The sequence below is a fragment of the Hydrogenophilus thermoluteolus genome (assembly GCF_003574215.1).
Lineage (GTDB): Bacteria > Pseudomonadota > Gammaproteobacteria > Burkholderiales > Rhodocyclaceae > Hydrogenophilus > Hydrogenophilus thermoluteolus.
In genome coordinates, this window is sequence record NZ_AP018558.1 from 1,323,146 (window position 1) to 1,340,128 (window position 16,983).

General features: G+C 61.8%; 16 protein-coding genes. 10 read left to right on the forward strand and 6 right to left on the reverse strand.

The features are described from left to right. Both HPTL_RS06415 and xth read left to right on the forward strand, forming a co-directional pair. Positions 1-612 carry a YqiA/YcfP family alpha/beta fold hydrolase gene (locus tag HPTL_RS06415; RefSeq protein ID WP_119335239.1) on the forward strand — a complete coding sequence of 204 codons (612 nt, stop codon included), beginning with the start codon at positions 1-3 and terminating at the stop codon, positions 610-612. After that, positions 609-1,448, forward strand: a complete 840-nt coding sequence (gene xth / locus HPTL_RS06420) for an exodeoxyribonuclease III (RefSeq protein WP_119335240.1) — start codon at positions 609-611, stop codon at positions 1,446-1,448. Before HPTL_RS06415 ends, xth begins: the two co-directional genes overlap by 4 nt. Here xth and HPTL_RS06425 read toward each other — a convergent pair. Then, the gene (locus HPTL_RS06425) at positions 1,427-2,497 is read right to left on the reverse strand and encodes an alkene reductase (protein ID WP_119335241.1); all 1,071 of its coding nucleotides are present in this window, start codon (positions 2,495-2,497) and stop codon (positions 1,427-1,429) included. The genes xth and HPTL_RS06425 overlap by 22 nt on opposite strands. Before the next feature lie 85 nt (positions 2,498-2,582). Here HPTL_RS06425 and HPTL_RS06430 point away from each other — a divergent pair, with 85 nt between their 5' ends. After that, a complete protein-coding gene (locus HPTL_RS06430; protein ID WP_197713615.1) occupies positions 2,583-3,845 on the forward strand; it encodes an Eco57I restriction-modification methylase domain-containing protein in 1,263 nt (420 codons plus the stop codon). Here HPTL_RS06430 and rmuC read toward each other — a convergent pair. Beyond that, on the reverse strand, positions 3,817-5,304 hold the full coding sequence (gene rmuC, locus HPTL_RS06435) for a DNA recombination protein RmuC (RefSeq protein ID WP_119335243.1): 1,488 nt from the start codon (positions 5,302-5,304) through the stop codon (positions 3,817-3,819). The genes HPTL_RS06430 and rmuC overlap by 29 nt on opposite strands. Before the next feature lie 67 nt (positions 5,305-5,371). On the opposite strand from rmuC, the gene HPTL_RS06440 reads away from it, so the two are divergent. After that, positions 5,372-5,590: a YgaP family membrane protein gene (locus HPTL_RS06440; protein ID WP_119335244.1), complete on the forward strand. Its 219-nt coding sequence runs from the start codon at positions 5,372-5,374 to the stop codon at positions 5,588-5,590. A gap of 8 nt (positions 5,591-5,598) precedes the next feature. Here the strand turns inward: HPTL_RS06440 and rsmA are convergent, their stop codons facing one another. Genes rsmA through HPTL_RS06460 form a run of 4 tightly spaced genes read right to left on the reverse strand, consistent with a single transcriptional unit; the run spans position 5,599 to position 10,810 of the window. Continuing rightward, positions 5,599-6,411 carry a 16S rRNA (adenine(1518)-N(6)/adenine(1519)-N(6))-dimethyltransferase RsmA gene (gene rsmA / locus HPTL_RS06445; RefSeq protein WP_119335245.1) on the reverse strand — a complete coding sequence of 271 codons (813 nt, stop codon included), beginning with the start codon at positions 6,409-6,411 and terminating at the stop codon, positions 5,599-5,601. Then, the gene (pdxA, locus tag HPTL_RS06450; protein WP_119335246.1) at positions 6,408-7,358 is read right to left on the reverse strand and encodes a 4-hydroxythreonine-4-phosphate dehydrogenase PdxA; all 951 of its coding nucleotides are present in this window, start codon (positions 7,356-7,358) and stop codon (positions 6,408-6,410) included. Before pdxA ends, rsmA begins: the two co-directional genes overlap by 4 nt. After that, on the reverse strand, positions 7,355-8,347 hold the full coding sequence (locus HPTL_RS06455) for a peptidylprolyl isomerase (RefSeq protein WP_119335247.1): 993 nt from the start codon (positions 8,345-8,347) through the stop codon (positions 7,355-7,357). The genes pdxA and HPTL_RS06455 overlap by 4 nt, the downstream gene beginning before the upstream one ends. Before the next feature lie 9 nt (positions 8,348-8,356). Then, positions 8,357-10,810, reverse strand: a complete 2,454-nt coding sequence (locus HPTL_RS06460) for an LPS-assembly protein LptD (RefSeq protein ID WP_145981794.1) — start codon at positions 10,808-10,810, stop codon at positions 8,357-8,359. Between the two features lie 72 nt (positions 10,811-10,882). On the opposite strand from HPTL_RS06460, the gene HPTL_RS06465 reads away from it, so the two are divergent. From HPTL_RS06465 to purH, 6 genes are read left to right on the forward strand one after another with little or no spacing between them, the layout of a single operon-like run. Then, complete coding sequence (locus tag HPTL_RS06465) at positions 10,883-11,908, forward strand: aminoglycoside phosphotransferase family protein (protein ID WP_119335249.1); 1,026 nt, start codon at positions 10,883-10,885, stop codon at positions 11,906-11,908. Between the two features lie 21 nt (positions 11,909-11,929). Further along, complete coding sequence (locus tag HPTL_RS06470; RefSeq protein WP_197713616.1) at positions 11,930-12,661, forward strand: nucleotidyltransferase family protein; 732 nt, start codon at positions 11,930-11,932, stop codon at positions 12,659-12,661. After that, positions 12,640-14,031 (forward strand): aminopeptidase P N-terminal domain-containing protein, encoded by a 1,392-nt coding sequence (locus HPTL_RS06475; RefSeq protein WP_408610116.1) that lies wholly within the window; start codon positions 12,640-12,642, stop codon positions 14,029-14,031. Before HPTL_RS06470 ends, HPTL_RS06475 begins: the two co-directional genes overlap by 22 nt. A gap of 39 nt (positions 14,032-14,070) precedes the next feature. Next, the gene (gene dusB, locus HPTL_RS06480) at positions 14,071-15,060 is read left to right on the forward strand and encodes a tRNA dihydrouridine synthase DusB (protein ID WP_119335252.1); all 990 of its coding nucleotides are present in this window, start codon (positions 14,071-14,073) and stop codon (positions 15,058-15,060) included. Next, positions 15,057-15,338 (forward strand): helix-turn-helix domain-containing protein, encoded by a 282-nt coding sequence (locus tag HPTL_RS06485; protein WP_119335253.1) that lies wholly within the window; start codon positions 15,057-15,059, stop codon positions 15,336-15,338. The genes dusB and HPTL_RS06485 overlap by 4 nt, the downstream gene beginning before the upstream one ends. A gap of 21 nt (positions 15,339-15,359) precedes the next feature. Beyond that, the gene (gene purH, locus HPTL_RS06490) at positions 15,360-16,934 is read left to right on the forward strand and encodes a bifunctional phosphoribosylaminoimidazolecarboxamide formyltransferase/IMP cyclohydrolase (RefSeq protein WP_119335254.1); all 1,575 of its coding nucleotides are present in this window, start codon (positions 15,360-15,362) and stop codon (positions 16,932-16,934) included. Positions 16,935-16,983 lie beyond the last annotated feature (49 nt).

Genomic DNA, 16,983 nt, shown 5'->3' on the forward strand with positions numbered 1-16,983 from the left:
ATGGCGCTGACGCACCTGCTCTATCTCCACGGTTTTCGCTCGTCGCCGCAATCGTTCAAAGCCCAGCTGCTCAAGGCCTATTTGGCGGAGCACCATCCCGAAATCGTCTGGCACTGCCCAGCGCTGCCACCGGCCCCTTTTGCCGCCGCAGCGCTGATCGACCGCTGGTACGCCGCGCTTCCTGCGGACGCGCGACTCGGGATCGTCGGTTCGTCCCTGGGCGGTTTTTACGCCACTTGGCTCGCTGCCAAAGCCGTGACTGCGCGGGTGGTTTTGCTGAACCCTGCCATCTACCCCGCACGCGATTTACGGGCGCAGATCGGTGAGCAGACCTGCTGGCATGATCCCACGCAGCGTTTCACCTTCACCGCGGCACACGTCGCACAACTGGAAGCGCTCGCCGTGGGGCTACTTCCCAATCCCGAGCGCGTTTTGCTCGTCGCCGCAAAAGGTGATGAGCTTCTCGACTGGCGTGAGATGGTTGCCCGCTACCCAGGGGCGCACCACTGGATGCTGGAAGGGGGGGACCATGCGCTTTCGAATTTTTCTGAGCTACTTCCGCAGGTAGTCGCCTTTCTGGTTGCCCACACAGTGCCAGGAGCCGCACTATGAGCTGTGATGCGAATCGGTTCGTGACCTGGAACGTCAATTCGCTCAAGGTGCGCTTGCCCCACGTGCTGCGCTATCTGGACGAAAAGCGCCCAACGCTCGTCGCGTTGCAGGAGCTGAAATGCGTCACCGAACAGGTGCCCACGGAACCGTTCGCGGAACGGGGATACCAAATTCTGGCATTTGGACAACCCACCTACAACGGCGTCGCCCTCATCGCACCCAACGAATGGCAGGCGCAGGAAGTCCATCGCGGCATCCCTGGCTTTGCCGACGACGCCGCGCGACTCTTAGCGGTTGAGTGGCGCATTCCCGCTCAAACGCGCCCCCTCTGGACCGTTTCCGCCTATTTCCCGAACGGTCAAGCAGTGGGCAGCGAAAAATTCGCGTACAAACTCCGATGGATCGAAGCGCTCACTGCGTGGCTCGCCGCGCTCGACCCCCAGCGTCAAGCGATCTTTGTGATGGGAGACGCCAATATCGCACCCGAAGCGCGCGACGCCCACCCGAGCTGGCCCGAAGAGTCGATCCACGTCTCCAGTGCCGAACGTGCCGCGTGGGCAGAACTCGTCGCGCAGGGTTTCACCGACGCCGTACGCATCTGCCACCCAGAGGAGGTCCTCTACTCGTGGTGGGATTATCGCCAAGGGGCGTTTCGGCGCAACATCGGGTTGCGGATCGATCACATCTTGGTGAGCGCGCCGCTTGCCCGATGCGTGATCGCCGCAGGCGTCGACCGGGAACCGCGGACGTGGCAGCGCCCCTCGGACCATGCGCCGGTGTGGGTGGAATGGCTTCCCCCCACAAATATGGCAACTCAATCGTCGAACTCGGTGTAACCCTTCGCCCCGCCCTGATAGAACGTTTTCGGGTCGGGGGCGCGCAGCGCTCTACCGGTACGGAACTTCTCGACCAAATCGGGGTTGCTCAGGTAGAGCGCCCCATACGCGACCGCATCGGCCAGGCCATCGTGAATCCATTGGTTACCGGTATCGCGATCCGCACCGTGGTTCGCGACGAACACGCCCGGCCACCGCTTCTTGAGCGTAAGCGGCTCGAAAAATGGCCCTGCTTTCCCCGGTTGGTCGATTCCCATGCGTGTCACATGCAGGTAAGCAAGTGGCCACGCTTGCACCATTTCGACCACCCGGGTAAACGTCGCTTCGGGGTTGGAGTCGGACATCGAATTGAACGGCTGAACGGGGGAGAGCCGCAAACCGACACGATCTGCTCCAACCGCCTGCACGACGGCGTCGAGCACTTCCATCAGGAAACGGGCGCGGTTTTCGATCGACCCCCCGTACCGATCGGTGCGGTGGTTGCTGCCGTCCCGCAAGAACTGGTCGATGAGGTAGCCATTCGCGCCATGGACCTCGACACCGTCGAAACCCACCGCGATCGCGCGCCGCGCTGCGTCGGCAAACTGCTGAACGATTCCGGGGATTTCGTCCGTTTCGAGCGCGCGCGGTGTGACGAACGGTTTAGGCCCTTCGTAGGTGTAGACCGTCCCTTCGGGCGCAATCGCTGACGGGGCAATCGGCAACGCCCCGTTGGGTTGCAAATCGGGATGGGAGACCCGGCCCACGTGCCAAATTTGACAATAGATTCGGCCGCCGGCGCGATGGACCGCTTCGGTTACGTGCTGCCACGCCGCTTGCTGGCGGTCGTTCCAAATCCCCGGGGTATAGATGTAGCCTATCCCTTCGGGCGCGACCGCGGTCGCTTCGGTGATGATCAACCCGCTTGATGCGCGCTGCGCATAGTATTCCGCCATGATCGGAGTCGGCGTACCATCACGTTCCGCTCGACACCGCGTCATCGGTGCCATCAGAATCCGATTGGGCAGGGTCAAACGCCCCATTTCCAGCGGAGTAAAGAGATCGGCCATCGTCTGCTCCTTTCTTTTAGTGACTTGTTGGTTATTAACAATGGATCATCTTAAACCAGAACCTCCAAACAGTCAATCCCCCGCTGTGTCCAAACAAGCGCTTTTGGGGCAATTTTTCACGCCGCCCAATGTGGCGCGATTGATCGCGTCCTTGGTCACTCCACGTGGTCCGGTTCTTGAACCGGCGGCTGGTGATGGCGCGATTCTGCGTGCGCTCAGAGAACGCTTTGGCGCCACGCCCTTGGCGATCGTCGCGGTGGAAAGAGACCCCGCCGTTGCGCTACCGGGCACGCACCTTGCCAATTTTTTCGCTTGGGAACCCGAAGCGACATTTGCGACCATCGTCGGTAATCCCCCGTACGTTCGTGGACAATGGATCGATAAGACCACACGTAAATTGTGGCGATCCCTGAGCGACCAGTTCGCGTTGCCCAAACTCGACGCCCGCGCCAACCTTTACCTCTATTTCATTGCCGAGGGAGTCCGCCGGCTACGCCCGGGGGGCGAACTGATTTTCATCACCCCACGCGATTGGCTCAAAGCCACCGCGGCAGTGCCGCTCAACCGCTGGCTCTTTGCGCAAGGAACGATCACCCACCTCATCGAGCTGGGTGACGCGCGGATCTTTGCCGACGCCCTCCCGAACTGTCAGATTTTTCGTTATGTAAAAAACGACTTTTCCCGCCGCACTCTGGTCGCTACCGTCAAAGGCGGTGATCCCATACCCGACGACGCGGCACGACTCACCTGGGAGCTGCGCCACTTCACCGAGTGCGCTGGCCACCTGTTGTTCCTTTCGGATCACCATCCGTTTCGCCTCAACCAGATCGCCTCGGTCAAAGTGGGGGCGGTTTCGGGTGCCGACGCGATTTTCGCGAATCCTCGCTATGCCAACCGCGAATTCGTCTATTCGGCTACGGTGCGCACCGGAAAGACGCGGCGCATGTTCTGGCCGGACCCGGCTGCCCCTGCACCGTGGTTACTCGAACACAAAGCGCGGTTGATCAACCGCCGGGTACGCCGCTTCGACGAAAGCAATTGGTGGCATTGGGGGCGGAGCCACCCTCAGACCGACGCGCCACGCGTCTATGTCAATACCAAAACCCGTGCCCCAAAACCCTTTTTCCTCCACCCCTGCCGCGACTTCGAGGGTTCCGTGTTGGCGCTATTTCCCCATGACACCACCGTCGATCTGGAAGCGCTGTGCGCTGCGCTGAATCGTGTCGCTTGGGAAGCGCTCGGTTTCGTCTGCGACGGCCGTTATCTTTTCACGCAACGATCACTGGAAAATGCGCCACTTCCGGAGTGGTTCGCGCCTTTTATTCCGCAGGCAGCTCAGGATTTGTAACCGATAAGCGCTGTGTGAGATCGGCTTCTTCTTCGCACTCTGCCGCTTGCTCGGACCACGCCTCGGGAACCGTTTTCTTCGGTTTCACCCCCAGCGCTTTCAATTGCTCCGCTTGCCAGACGAGGCTACCACGGCCGCTCACCAGCCGTTTTTCGGCCGTTTCGAATGCCCGGTTCGCTTGCGCCAAGCGTTGCTTGACTTCGGCCATCGCGTCGAGAAAACCGACCAATTTGTCGTAGAGTTCCGCGCCGCGCTGCGCGATCTCCTGCGCGTTGCGGCTTTGCGCCTCTTGCCGCCACAAGTGTTCGACGGTGCGCAGCACGAAGAGCAGCGTCGAAGGGCTCGTGAGCAAGACGTTTTTGTCCCAGGCTTCGGCAAAGAGCGTTGGCGCCCGCTCCAACGCGGCGAGAAACGCCGGTTCGACCGCGACGAACAGGACGACGAAATCGAGCGTCTTACCAGGAAAGAGCGCAGGATAGTGGCGTTTCGCAAGGCCGTCGATGTGGCGCCGGATCGACGCGACGTGCGCGTTCAGTGCCCGTTCGCGCGCCGCATCTTCGGTTGCGGCGACGGCTTCGGTATAGGCAGTGAGCGACACTTTGGCGTCGATCACCAATACCCGATCGCCCGGCAGTTGCACCACCACGTCTGGCCGCAACCGTTCGCCGTCGACGGTGTGGCTCACCTGGGTGAAGTATTCGCGCCCTTCATGGAGTCCGGCCAATTCCAAAAGCCGTTCGAGCACGATCTCTCCCCATGCCCCTTGCGTCTGCTGCGTACCTTTCAACGCGTGGGTGAGTTGCCGCGCCTCTTCGGAAAGGGTCTGGTTGAGGCGCATCAGCTGCCGCACCTGCTCGGCGATTGCGGCGCGGTCCTTGCTTTCGGTGACGTAGATCTCTTCCACTTTTTGGCGAAATCCGTCCAACCGTTCGCGCAAGGGGTTCAAAAGGGCGCTCAACTGCTCTTGGTTGAGCGCGGTAAGGCGCTGGCTCTTCTCTTCGAAGAGCTGGTGTGCGATCGCTTGGAACTCACGGGTAAGGGTTTCTCGCGCCGACTCCAAGAGCGTCAGTTTCTCTCGCCAAGCGATGTCGCGCTCGGCCTGCAGCGCCTCGCGCGCCGCCAGCGCCTCTTGGTGCTGCTGGTCACGGGCTGCGAGTTCCATCTGATGGCGTTCGGTCAATGCCGCTAACGTTTGCTGGTGTTGCTTTTCGAGCGCTTCGATTACTTCCTGGTGGCGCGCCCGTTCGGCTTCGAGCTTTTGCTGAAGTTCGCTGCGCGCCGCCGCCAATTCGGCCTCCAACCGCGCCACTTGGGCCAGCATGGTCGCGCGCGCATCTGCCCAGCGCTGCGCTTCATTGAAGTAGCGTTGGCGCCAAATCATGCTGTGCCGCCAGCCCCAACCCGCCGCGACCAATGCTGCGACCGCGATGCTCCACCCGAGGATACTTTCGCCCATCATCCTTGTCTCTCGTCGATCAATACACTATGATATAGTGAGATACCGTAGAACCTGAAGGAGAACGACCATGAAAACCAACGTGGGTGGCATCGACAAAATCCTGCGCATTGCCGTGGGCGCCATTTTGCTCGTTCTGGCGATCATGGGAATCGGTACCCCGTGGACGTGGATTGGCGTTGTCCCGCTCGTCACCGGGCTGGTTGGATTCTGCCCCCTCTATACCATTCTGGGCATGAACACCTGTCCGGTCAAGCCGCAGCAAAACGAAGGCGGCAGCAACGGCTGACCCCGCTGTTACGGCTCAGGTTGGGCGCTCGTTCGTGGCAGTGCACATACCAAACGCACGAACGCGTCCACGGGCAGCGTTTCAGCGCGCGCGTTGGGGTCGATACCCAGCGCGCGGATCGTTTCACTATCGATCTCCCCTTTGAGCGCGTTGGCCAAGGTTTTACGCCGCTGTCCAAACGCCGTGCGCACCACCGTTTCGAACCGCTTCTCGTCGAGTTGCGGATAAGGGTCTGGCCGTAACGGTTCGAGCTTCACCACGCTCGAGACCACTTTCGGTACCGGCCAGAAAGCGCCGGGCGGCACATCGAAACATTTCGTGACGCGAAAACGGCGCTGCACCATCACGCTCAACCGCCCGTAGGTTTTACTGCCTGGCTGCGCCGCGATCCGCTCGACCACCTCTTTCTGCAGCATCAAAACGAGCCGCGCGATCTGTTCGTGAAAGCGCGCGAAGTGAAAAAGCAGCGGCGATGAGACGTTGTACGGCAAATTGCCGACGATCACCAAAGGGGCACCGAACGCGGCAAAATCGACTTGCAGTGCGTCCGACGCGACCACGTTGATCGGTGCACCCTGCGCCGCGCGTTCTTGCCAGTAGGCGGCCAGGTCGCGGTCGAGCTCGACCACCGTCAATCGCCCCCCCTGTTCTGCCACGACACGGCTGAGCGGTTCGGTGAGCGCACCCCGCCCCGGGCCGATTTCGATGACCGTTTCGCCGGGTTGCGGCGCAATCGCAGCGACGATGCGTGCCACCACGTTGCGATCGCGCAGGAAGTTCTGGCCAAACCGCTTGCGAGGCGCGGGAAAAGATCGGTTCATTGCGCGAGTTCGGATGCCAGCGTTACGGCAGCAAACAAGCTACCGGGATCGGCAACCCCTTTTCCCGCAAGGTCGAGCGCAGTGCCGTGATCGACACTCGTGCGCACGAACGGCAACCCCAACGTGACATTGACCCCTTTCCCGAAGCTGGCGTATTTGAGCACCGCCAACCCTTGGTCGTGGTACATCGCCAATTGGGCGTCAGAACCCGAAAGCACCCGTGGGGTGAACAGCGTATCGGCTGGAAGCGGCCCGACAAGGTCGAGCCCTTCTTCCCGCAACCGCGCGAGCGTAGGCGCGATCACTTCGACCTCTTCGCGCCCCAGATGCCCCCCTTCACCCGCGTGGGGGTTGAGCCCAGCAACCAAGATGCGTGGCGCACCGATCCGGAAACGATGGACAAGATCGTGGTGCAGGACCCGGATCACCGCTTCGAGCCGTTCTGCGGTGATAGCCGCTGGCACTTCGGCAAGCGGCAAATGGGTGGTAGCCAACGCCACGCGAAGGCCGCCCCCCACCAACATCATCACCACTTGGTTGACCTGAGCTTTTTCCATCAAATATTCGGTGTGGCCGGTAAAGGGGATCCCCGCGTCGTTGATCACCCCTTTATGCACCGGCGCCGTGACGATGCCCGAGAATGCGCCCGCCAATGCGCCGTCGATCGCGCGATCCAGTGTGGCAAGGACATAGGTGGCATTCGCGGGATCGAGCACACCCGGCGTGACGGGTGCCACAAGCGGAACTGGCAGGATCGATAAGGGCACCCGCTTGTTCGGTTCGTATTCCGGCAACGTCACACCATAGCGCGCAAGCAATGCGGGATCTCCGATCAGCACCAACGGGTGCGGCCAGCGCCGTTCGACCAGCCGGGCACAGAGTTCCGGGCCGATGCCAGCCGGCTCTCCCAGCGTGATTGCCAACGGAGCGCGTGCGTTTTCGTTCACCGCGGCAAACCCTCACCAGTCGGTCGCTCGATCACTGCTTCGGCTTCGAGCGATTGGACGAACGCCTCATACGCCTGCTGCCGTTTCCGCTCGCGAAGTTTGTTGCGCGCGTAATTGCGGAACGCGTCGGGATCGTCGGCAAGCGGCCGCCGCGCCACCACCTGGATCAAATGCCATCCGAACCGCGTTTTCACCGGATCGGAAACCGCGCCGACCGGCAAGCGGTTCATTACCGTTTCGAATTCCGGGACGAAATCGCCCGGCAACACCCAACCCAGGTCACCGCCATTGGCGGCCGAGCCGTCTTCGGAATGGAGGCGCGCGAGTTCCGCGAAATCTTCACCGCGCGCCAACCGCTCTTTGAGCGCGACGAGGCGCGCTTTTGCCTCCTCGTCCGTGAGGGTCGCCCCCGTTTTGAGCAGAATGTGGCGGACATGGGTTTGCACGACGTTCGCTGCCTCTTCGGCAAAACGGCGTTTGAGGTCAGGAAACGCTGCGATGAAATGGTCGAGTTCAGCGTCACTGACGGTGTCGGACCCTTGCGTTACCCGCGCTTGCAACCGCTGCAACAGGATTTGCCGGCGGATCTCCTCTTGGAACGTGGCCCAAGAGATTCCGTCTTGCTGCAATGCGGCTTCCAGTTGCGTCCGGTCCATCCCATTGCGCGCCGCGATCGAAGCGATCGCGTCGTCCACTTCACGCGGTTCGACCTCGATCCCGAATCGCTTCGCCGCCTGCAATTGAATACGCTCGACGATGAGCGACCGCAATGCTTCGTCGGCGATCTGTTGCGCAGGTGCCGCACGCCCTTGCTGGGCCAATTGGCGTTCGATCTGGGCGCGACGCCGTTCCAGTTGCAACGAGGTAATGGGTTCCCCATTGACGACGGCAACCACACCGATGGTATCCGTAGCCCACGCAGGCGGAAGCGCGACCATGACGCTCGCCAAAACCCATCGGATCACCCAGATACCTACCCTTTTTTTCATTCGCTTCTCCTACCACCCCGACTCGAGCGACCGCTCCGGGCCGGTCGGCGCAATTCTGCCATAGCCCGGTACAGCTCGCCGCAGGAGCGACCCCGGGTCGTTGCCCAAACTCCCCAACCCATTGAGTTCGAGTTGGAAAAAGATCGCTGTGTTGTTGCTGGCGCTCGAAAGCGCATAGCGATGCAGCACGACCCGGCCAACCCAGCAGCCGCCGTTGTATTCGAACCCAGCGAGCAGTTCCGTCCAGCGGTCTTCTTGCAGTGACCGGGCGATGCGGCTCACCCCGTACCAGCGCGGCGCAAGTGGCCATTGCCCCGAAAGCGCCACTTCCTCCAGCTGATCGCGCGTGTACCGGTAGTCGAAGCCGGCTACCTTCGCTGGCCCTGCCTCATAACGCACCGCGGCGTTGAAACGGCGGTTCACTCCTTCGTCGGGATCGTATTGCCAAAAGCCTTTGGTCCGCCAGCGCTCGAAAGGCTGCCAGACCACTTCCGCGAGCAGGTCGGTCCGCCGGTTACTCCACGGCGCCTCTCCGGGGAGCAATACTTTGGGATCGTCACGGTAAAAACGCTGCGCAAGCGACGCACGGATCCGTTCTCTACCCGTTTCGGGCTCCAGCAACCGCGACGTGACCGCCACCGTGACACTGTGACCGTCCGCAACGCGATCATACCCCGTATAAGGGTTCATCATGAAGAGCTGGGCAAAGCCAAAACCGTACCGATCGGTATCAAAAAGGGGAAAATCGGACTGATCGCGATAGGGCGCGTAGCGGTAAAAGAGGCGAGGCTCCAGCGTTTGCAACCAGTTACGGCCAAAAAGCTGCCAGTCGCGTTCGAATGCCATCCGCGCGTCGAGCGCAACGATCGGCAATATGCGCGAAAGGGTCGTTCGCCCGCCGACAACCGCGGGTTGGTCGAGGGAATAGTGGCTGAGATGTGCCAGCACGCGCGGTTCCACCGACCACCATTCGGTTGCGATGGGCAGACGCCACTCGGGGGTCGCCACCCAGCGCGTCCCTTCGGTCCAATAGAGTCCCGAAGAGGAGATAGACCCCGCATCCGGGTGGCGAAATTGCGTTACCTGCCCCGAAAAGGTCACGGTGCCAAAGCGCCCGGCATTGCCCAACGCGACGGGTGCCGACCAGAGCCGCCACTGCGGCAGCAAACGGTAGGGCGTTTCGATGGTGCGATCGAGCGTTTGATACTGCTGCACCAGGAGTTGCGAACCCCACCCCTCGCCATGGTACCAGAGCGACCCTTGCCGCAGCAGATGAACCGTGGAGGAAAGGCTCAGGTTGTTGCTCAAATCTTTGAAGTAGTCCCGGTCGCCCACCGCGTTGTAATCGACCGTACCGTAGAGCTGGTCAGTGAAACGCTGCTCATGCCGCCAGATTCCCAGCGCGCGCGTTCGCCCCGCTTCGCGGTCGCTCGGCAACACCTCCGCTTCGAGCGTTCCGCGCATCGATTCGGTCAGATAACGGAATTGGCTGCCCAATTGCAGTCCACGACGGGTATAAATTCTTGGCGTCAGCGTCAGGTCGTAATTCGGGGCCAGGTTGAAATAGTAGGGTACCGCAACCTGTACCCCGGCCCGGCTCGACACCCCGAACGAGGGGACGAGCCAGCCCGATTTCCGCTCCTTCGAAAGCGGAAACTCCAACCACGGCAGCGCCACAAGCGTGGTATCGCCGAAACGCAACCGCGCATCCTGCGCATGGCCGACGTTGGTATTGCGATCCAGTGTGATGCGATCGGCTTGGAGATACCAGTCGGGGTCCGGCGCCGCACAGGTGGTCCAGCTTCCCCTTTCGATTCGATATTGGTTTGCGCCTTCGAAATAGACCGCTTGCGCTGCGCCGTGGGCGTCGGTTGCGTGCGGGTTTTTTTCCGACGGAGTGAAAAAGTAGCGCGGCTGCTGGAAGACCCCCGTCTTGTCCGCCAAATTGTAGTGCGCTTCGGGACCGGTCACCCGAACCCCCAGGGCGCGATCCTCCAGGGTTACTGCACCCGTTGCGGTCACAGTTTCCGAGGGTTCGTCGTAGGTGAGCCGTTCGGCACGCACGAACTGCCCATCCCGCGCAACGACGACATCCCCTTCTGCGACCAATGTTTTACCCCGTTCGCCGCGAATGCGATCGGCCTCGACCACCGTGCCAGCCGGCAAAAACGGCAGATCGCGTTCACTGACCCGCTGCGCAGACGTTGCCGACGTCAGTGGCACCGGGACTTCAGGCTCGCGGTTCGGGTTCGCGGCATCCTTCGGCGCTGCGTCATGAGGCAGAACGGGCGTTTGCTGAGGCGGAACCGCCGAAGGAGAACCCAGCAGAGAAGGATCGACTTCGAACGGAGGCAGCCCTTCCCCCCAAGTCCATGAGGAAAACCCCATCACCGCCAACCACGCGACGATAGGACGCAACCGCGGTCGCGGTGGTTTGCCGCGACGTCCATTCGAATCAGGCACGAAAGTCACAGGGCAATCAGTTCGGTTACAATCGTCTAGCGCGATTGTACACGAAAGGGTTTGGGCTGATCGATGGAGGAACGCCGTCTGGCACTGACTGCCTGGTTGCACGACTTGGGGATCGCAAGCGACAGCTTGACCCCTGCTTCGGAAGACGCCAGCTTCCGACGCTATTGGCGCGTACGGTTGAACGATGGCACGACACGCATCGTGATGGACGCACCGCCGGAGAAAGAGGCGATCCAGCCGTGGCTACAGATTCGGGCCTGTCTTGCCGAGGCCAACGTACCCGTTCCCACGGTCGAGGCCGTGGCTGCGGAACTGGGTTTCGTGTTGCTGAGCGACTTCGGCAGCGAGACGCTGGCGACGCGGCTAAACAGCCAACCGGAAACCGCCCACGAATGGTATGCCGAAGCGTTGGCCACGCTCTTGGTGCTTCAAAAGCAACCTCGTCCCGCAGCGCTTCCGGAGTACGACGCCGCCAAACTCAAAGCCGAGCTCCGTCTGTTCCCGGAATGGTACCTAGGCCGCCATCTGGGTGTCACGCTTACCGCTACTGAGCAACAGATGCTGGAGCAGAGCTTCACCGCGCTGATCGAACGCGCTCAGGCGCAGCCTCAGGTTTTCGTCCATCGCGACTACCACAGTCGCAACCTCATGGTGCTGCCGGACAACCATCCGCTGCGCCCCCTTGGGGCGTTGGGTGTGCTCGATTTCCAAGATGCCGTCTGGGGGCCGATTACGTACGACCCGGTTTCACTCTTGCGCGACGCTTACCTCGAGTGGCCGGAGGAATTCACGCTCGACCTCCTCGTCCGCTACTGGCAGCAGGCACGACGGCTCGGCGTTCCCATCCATGAGCGGTTCGACGACTTCTACGCCGATTACGAATGGATGGGCGTACAGCGCCACCTCAAAGTGCTTGGGATCTTCGCCCGGCTGGCTTACCGCGACGGCAAAACCGGCTATCTCGACGACCTGCCACGGGTTCGGCGCTACCTGTGGAAAGCCCTTCTGCGCTATTCCGCGCTGAAGCCGTTGTTGCGCCTTTTCGAGCGGCTGCACCCGGAAGAGGTCCAAGTGGCACTCACCTTCTGAACAGCCGCCATGAAGTGTGCCATGATCTTGGTGGCCGGTCGTGGCGAACGGCTGCGTCCGCTCACCGACACCACCCCGAAACCGCTCGTTCCCGATGCCGCGGGAACACCGCTCCTCGCCCACTGGCTCGAACGGCTTGCCGACGCCGGTATCGGCTCTGTGGTCCTCAATCCTTGTTGGCTGGGTGAACAGATCGAGCAGTACGTCGGCGACGGCAGCGCGTGGCGAATCACGGTCCAGTACAGCAGAGAAACCCCACCCGGGCTGGAGACGGCGGGGGGTATTCGCACGGCACTTCCCCTCATCGATAGCGACCCCTTTTTGGTGGTCAATGGCGACGTCGATCTCGCACCCGCTTGGTCACTTGCCATGTTCGTGCGCCGAGGTGAAGCACAACTGAACACCCACCCGGATCACCTTGGGTACCTGCTGCTTGCGCCCAATTCGCCGGACCATCGCGACGGCGATTTCACGGTCACCCCCAGCGGCGCGTTGCTGCCCCATGCCGATACAACCCGGGGCAATATCTATACGTTCGCTGGTGTTGCCTTGTACCGTTCTGCGTTGCTCACTTCGCTGACGCCACAGACCCGTGCCCCGCTCGGCCCCTTGCTGCGCCAAGCCATCACAGAGGGACGCATCGGTTACGAAATCACCGAAGCGCCGTGGTGGGACATCGGCACGCCGCAGCGGCTCGCCCGCTGGCGCCGCGAACGCCAGTTGCTCACCGGATGCAGGAAAGGAGCCCCATGACTCACACGCTTTCTGCTACCCCTACGCAACCGCCGCAACCGCCGGTTGGCCGCCTGGATCCGGACCCCACGCCGTTCGCAAACCGGCGTGCGCTCATCCTGGCAGCGATGGAAGCCGCTGGGGGCGGGGCGCTGTTACTGCCCACCGCACGCGAACAGCGACGCAACCGCGACACCCACTACCCGTTTCGTTTCGACAGCGACTTTTACTACCTCACGGGCTTTACCGAACCCGACGCATGGTTACTCTTGCGCACGTTCGCCGAACCGCGCGCGGTGCTCTTTTGTCGCGACCGCAACCCCGAACAAGAAAAGTGGGACGGGTTTCGGCTGGGTGTCGAACGGGCCGCCGCAGCGCTCGCGCTCGACGACGCCTTTTCCCTGGACGAGCTCGACACCAAAATGCCGGATTTCTTGGCCAGCGCGGCAAACGTCTGGGCGCCGATCCTGGAACATGAGGCTGTCGACGCCCGGCTGCGTCAGTGGAAAAGCGCGCTCGAACGCAAAACCCGCCAAGGGATCAACCCGCCGCAAGCGTGGTACGACGCCCGGGCGTTGATCGCGCGCTTTCGTCAAATCAAAGATCGTTACGAAATTGCGTGCCTCGAAACCAGTGCGGCGATCGCTGCAAGCGCGCACCGCGCCGTGATGCAGGTCACCCGCCCCGGCATCACCGAAGCGGCGCTCGAAGGCAAACTCCTTGCCACCTTCCGTGAACTGGGCGCCGAAGGGCCTGCCTACCCGCCGATCGTCGCAAGCGGCGCCAACGCCTGCATTCTGCACTACGTCGAAAACCGCGCGACCATTCCCGACGGCGCGCTGGTATTGATCGACGCCGGTTGCGAATATCGCGGTTACGCGAGCGACATCACGCGAACGTTTCCCGCCAACGGCCGCTTCTCGGGCGCGCAGCGCGCACTCTACGAGATCGTCCTCGCTGCTCAGAACGCCGCGATTGCCGCAACCCGCCCCGGGGCGCCGTTTGCCGCAGCGCACGACGCCGCCACCCGCGTCTTGGTCGAAGGCCTGGTCGATCTGGGATTGCTCTCCGGCGAGGTCGACACCCTCATCGCCGAAAAGCGCCATCTGCGCTTCTATCCCCACCGCACCGGCCATTGGCTGGGGCTCGACGTTCATGACGTCGGCCCCTATCAAATCGATGGGCAATCGATCACGTTACAGCCAGGGATGGTCACGACGATCGAACCGGGGCTTTACATCGACCCTGCCGAGGATATCCCCCGCGACTTTTGGGGTATCGGCATTCGCATCGAAGACGACGCACTGGTCACCGAAACGGGATGCACCTTGCTCACCCGTGACGTCCCGGTTGCGATCGACGAGATCGAAGCGCTGATGCGCGGGGGATAGGGTATACTTTTCCCCCCGAAAACTCGAACGATACGTGCCGTGAACTACCTCGGTTTTACGCTGCGCAACAATTTGTTCGTTGCTCCGATGGCAGGCGTCACCGACCGCCCGTTCCGCCAACTCTGCAAGCGCTTGGGAGCGGGGCTTGCGGTCTCTGAGATGGTGACCTCCAATTCGCTCCTCTACGGCAGTGTCAAAACACAGCGCCGTGCCAACCACGAGGGCGAAGTCGAGCCGATCGTCGTTCAGATCGCAGGCGCCGACCCCAGAATGATGGCCGAAGCGGCGCGCTACAACGTCGATCGCGGCGCTCAGATCATCGATATCAACATGGGGTGTCCCGCAAAGAAAGTCTGCAACGTCTTCGCTGGCTCGGCGTTGATGCAAGACCTCAAACTGGCTGCGGCGATTCTCGAAGCGGTGGTCAAAGCGGTTCCCGAAACCCCGGTGACCCTCAAGATGCGGACCGGCTGGAACCGGCAAAACAAGAATGCGCCGGAACTGGCGCGCATCGCTGAAGACCTTGGGATTCGTGCGCTGGCGATCCACGGTCGGACACGAGCCGACCAATATATGGGAGAGGCAGAGTACGACACCATCGCCCGGGTCAAAAGCCTCGTGTCGATTCCTGTGATCGCGAACGGGGATATCGACACACCCGAAAAAGCCAAATACGTCCTGGAATACACCGGTGCCGACGCCGTGATGATCGGTCGGGCCGCACAGGGTCGCCCGTGGATTTTCCGGGAAATCGAACACTACCTCGCCACCGGCAAACACCTTCCGCCTCCCTCCCGTGCCGAAATTCGTGCGATTCTGCTCGAGCATCTCGAAGACCTCTACGCCTTCTACGGTGAAACGACCGGGGTCAAGATCGCGCGTAAACACATCGGGTGGTACTCGAAAGGGTTACCGGGTGGCGCAGCGTTTCGCCGGGAGATGAACCAACGGGAAAGCGCAGCGGCGCAGCGAGAACTCATCGATCGCTTTTTCACCGATCCGCCTACTTTCGAGGAGCGCGTCGCATGAATGCGCCACAGAACCCCTACCCGCACGACCCCCTTCGCCCAGACGATACGTTGTGCATCGCGGTCAAAACCATGCTCGACCGCTATTTCGTCGATCTCGACGGCGCGCCTCCGTCGGATCTGCACGCGATGGTCATGAAGCGGGTCGAACGCACGCTCTTTGAATACGTGCTCATCCGAACCCACGGCAACATCACCCGCGCTTCCGAACTCCTTGGTGTGACGCGCAACACGTTGCGCCGCAAACTGAAAGAGCACGACCTCTATCCGAATTCTTGAAATCGATCGAGGAAACCACCGATGACCCACCGCACCGCGCTCTTGAGCGTCTCCGACAAAACCGGCCTCATCCCCTTTGCCCAAGCGTTGGCGCAATTGGGCTACACGCTGCTTTCTACCGGCGGCACCGCAAAAGCGTTGCGTGACGCCGGTTTGACCGTCACCGACGTTGCCGAACACACCGGCTTTCCGGAAATCCTCGATGGCCGTGTCAAGACGCTGCACCCACGCGTGCACGGCGGCATCCTCGCCGATCGCAGCAACCCCGAGCACATCGCGACGCTCGCCGCGCACGACATTCCCCCCATCGAGATCGTCGCCGTCAACCTCTATCCATTCGCTGCCACCGTTGCCCGCCCCGACTGCACGCTAGCTGAGGCGATCGAAAACATCGACATCGGCGGCCCGGCGATGGTTCGCGCCGCAGCGAAAAACCACGGCGACGAGCAGGGTGGCGTCACCGTGATCGTCGACCCGGCCGACTACACGCCCGTGCTCGACGAACTCAAAAACCGCGGCCAAGTGAGTTACGCCACACGCTTTCGTCTTGCTGCGAAAGCCTTCACCCACACGGCGCGATATGATGCAATGGTGAGCACCTACCTCACACAACGGCTCGAAGGCGACGCCACCTGGCCCCAAGCCCTCCACCTCTCCTTCGACCTGGTGATGCCGCTTCGCTATGGTGAAAACCCGCACCAGCAGGCGGCGTTCTACCGCGACCTCAATCCGGCGCCGGGCGCGCTTGCGCTTGCCGAAACGCTGCAAGGCAAAGCCCTTTCGTTCAACAACTTGGCAGATGCCGACGCCGCGTGGGAATGCGTGAAACAGTTCGATCCCCAGCAAGACGGAGCAGCGTGCGTGATCGTCAAACACGCCAACCCGTGCGGCGTTGCCGTAGCCGAATGCGCAGCGGATGCCTACCGCAAGGCGTTCGCAACCGACCCCACTTCTGCGTTCGGCGGGATCATCGCGTTCAATACCGTGGTCGATGCCGCAGCAGCCGAAGCCCTGACGCAGCAATTCCTCGAAGTAGTGATCGCGCCCGATTACACCCAAGAAGCTCGAGCGCGCCTTGCGGAGAAGAAAAACGTCCGGGTTTTGCGCTGTCCGTGGGGTCCAGCGGTTGCGCAGCAGGATCTCAAGCGCATCGGCGGCGGATTGCTCGTTCAGTCCAACGATACCGACCTGCTCGATCCCGCTCACCTCAAAGTGGTGACACGCCGCACACCAACGCAAGACGAAATGCGCGACCTCCTCTTTGTCTGGCGCGTTGCCAAATTCGTCAAATCGAACGCGATCGTCTACGGCAAAAACGGGCAAACGATCGGGATTGGCGCAGGCCAGATGAGTCGTGTGGACTCCTCGCGCATCGCCGTGATCAAAGCGCAAAACGCCGGGCTCGAGGTGCGCGGTTCGGTCGTGGCGTCGGACGCGTTCTTTCCGTTTCGCGACGGCGTCGATGTCCTGGCGCAAGCAGGCGCCACTGCAGTGATCCAACCGGGGGGCTCGGTGCGCGACGAAGAGGTGATCGCAGCCGCAAACGAACACGGGATTGCGATGGTTTTCACGGGCATGCGCCATTTCCGCCACTGAGCACCACCCGACGCCAAAACGAAGCCGATCGGTCAGAGAAAACAAAGCA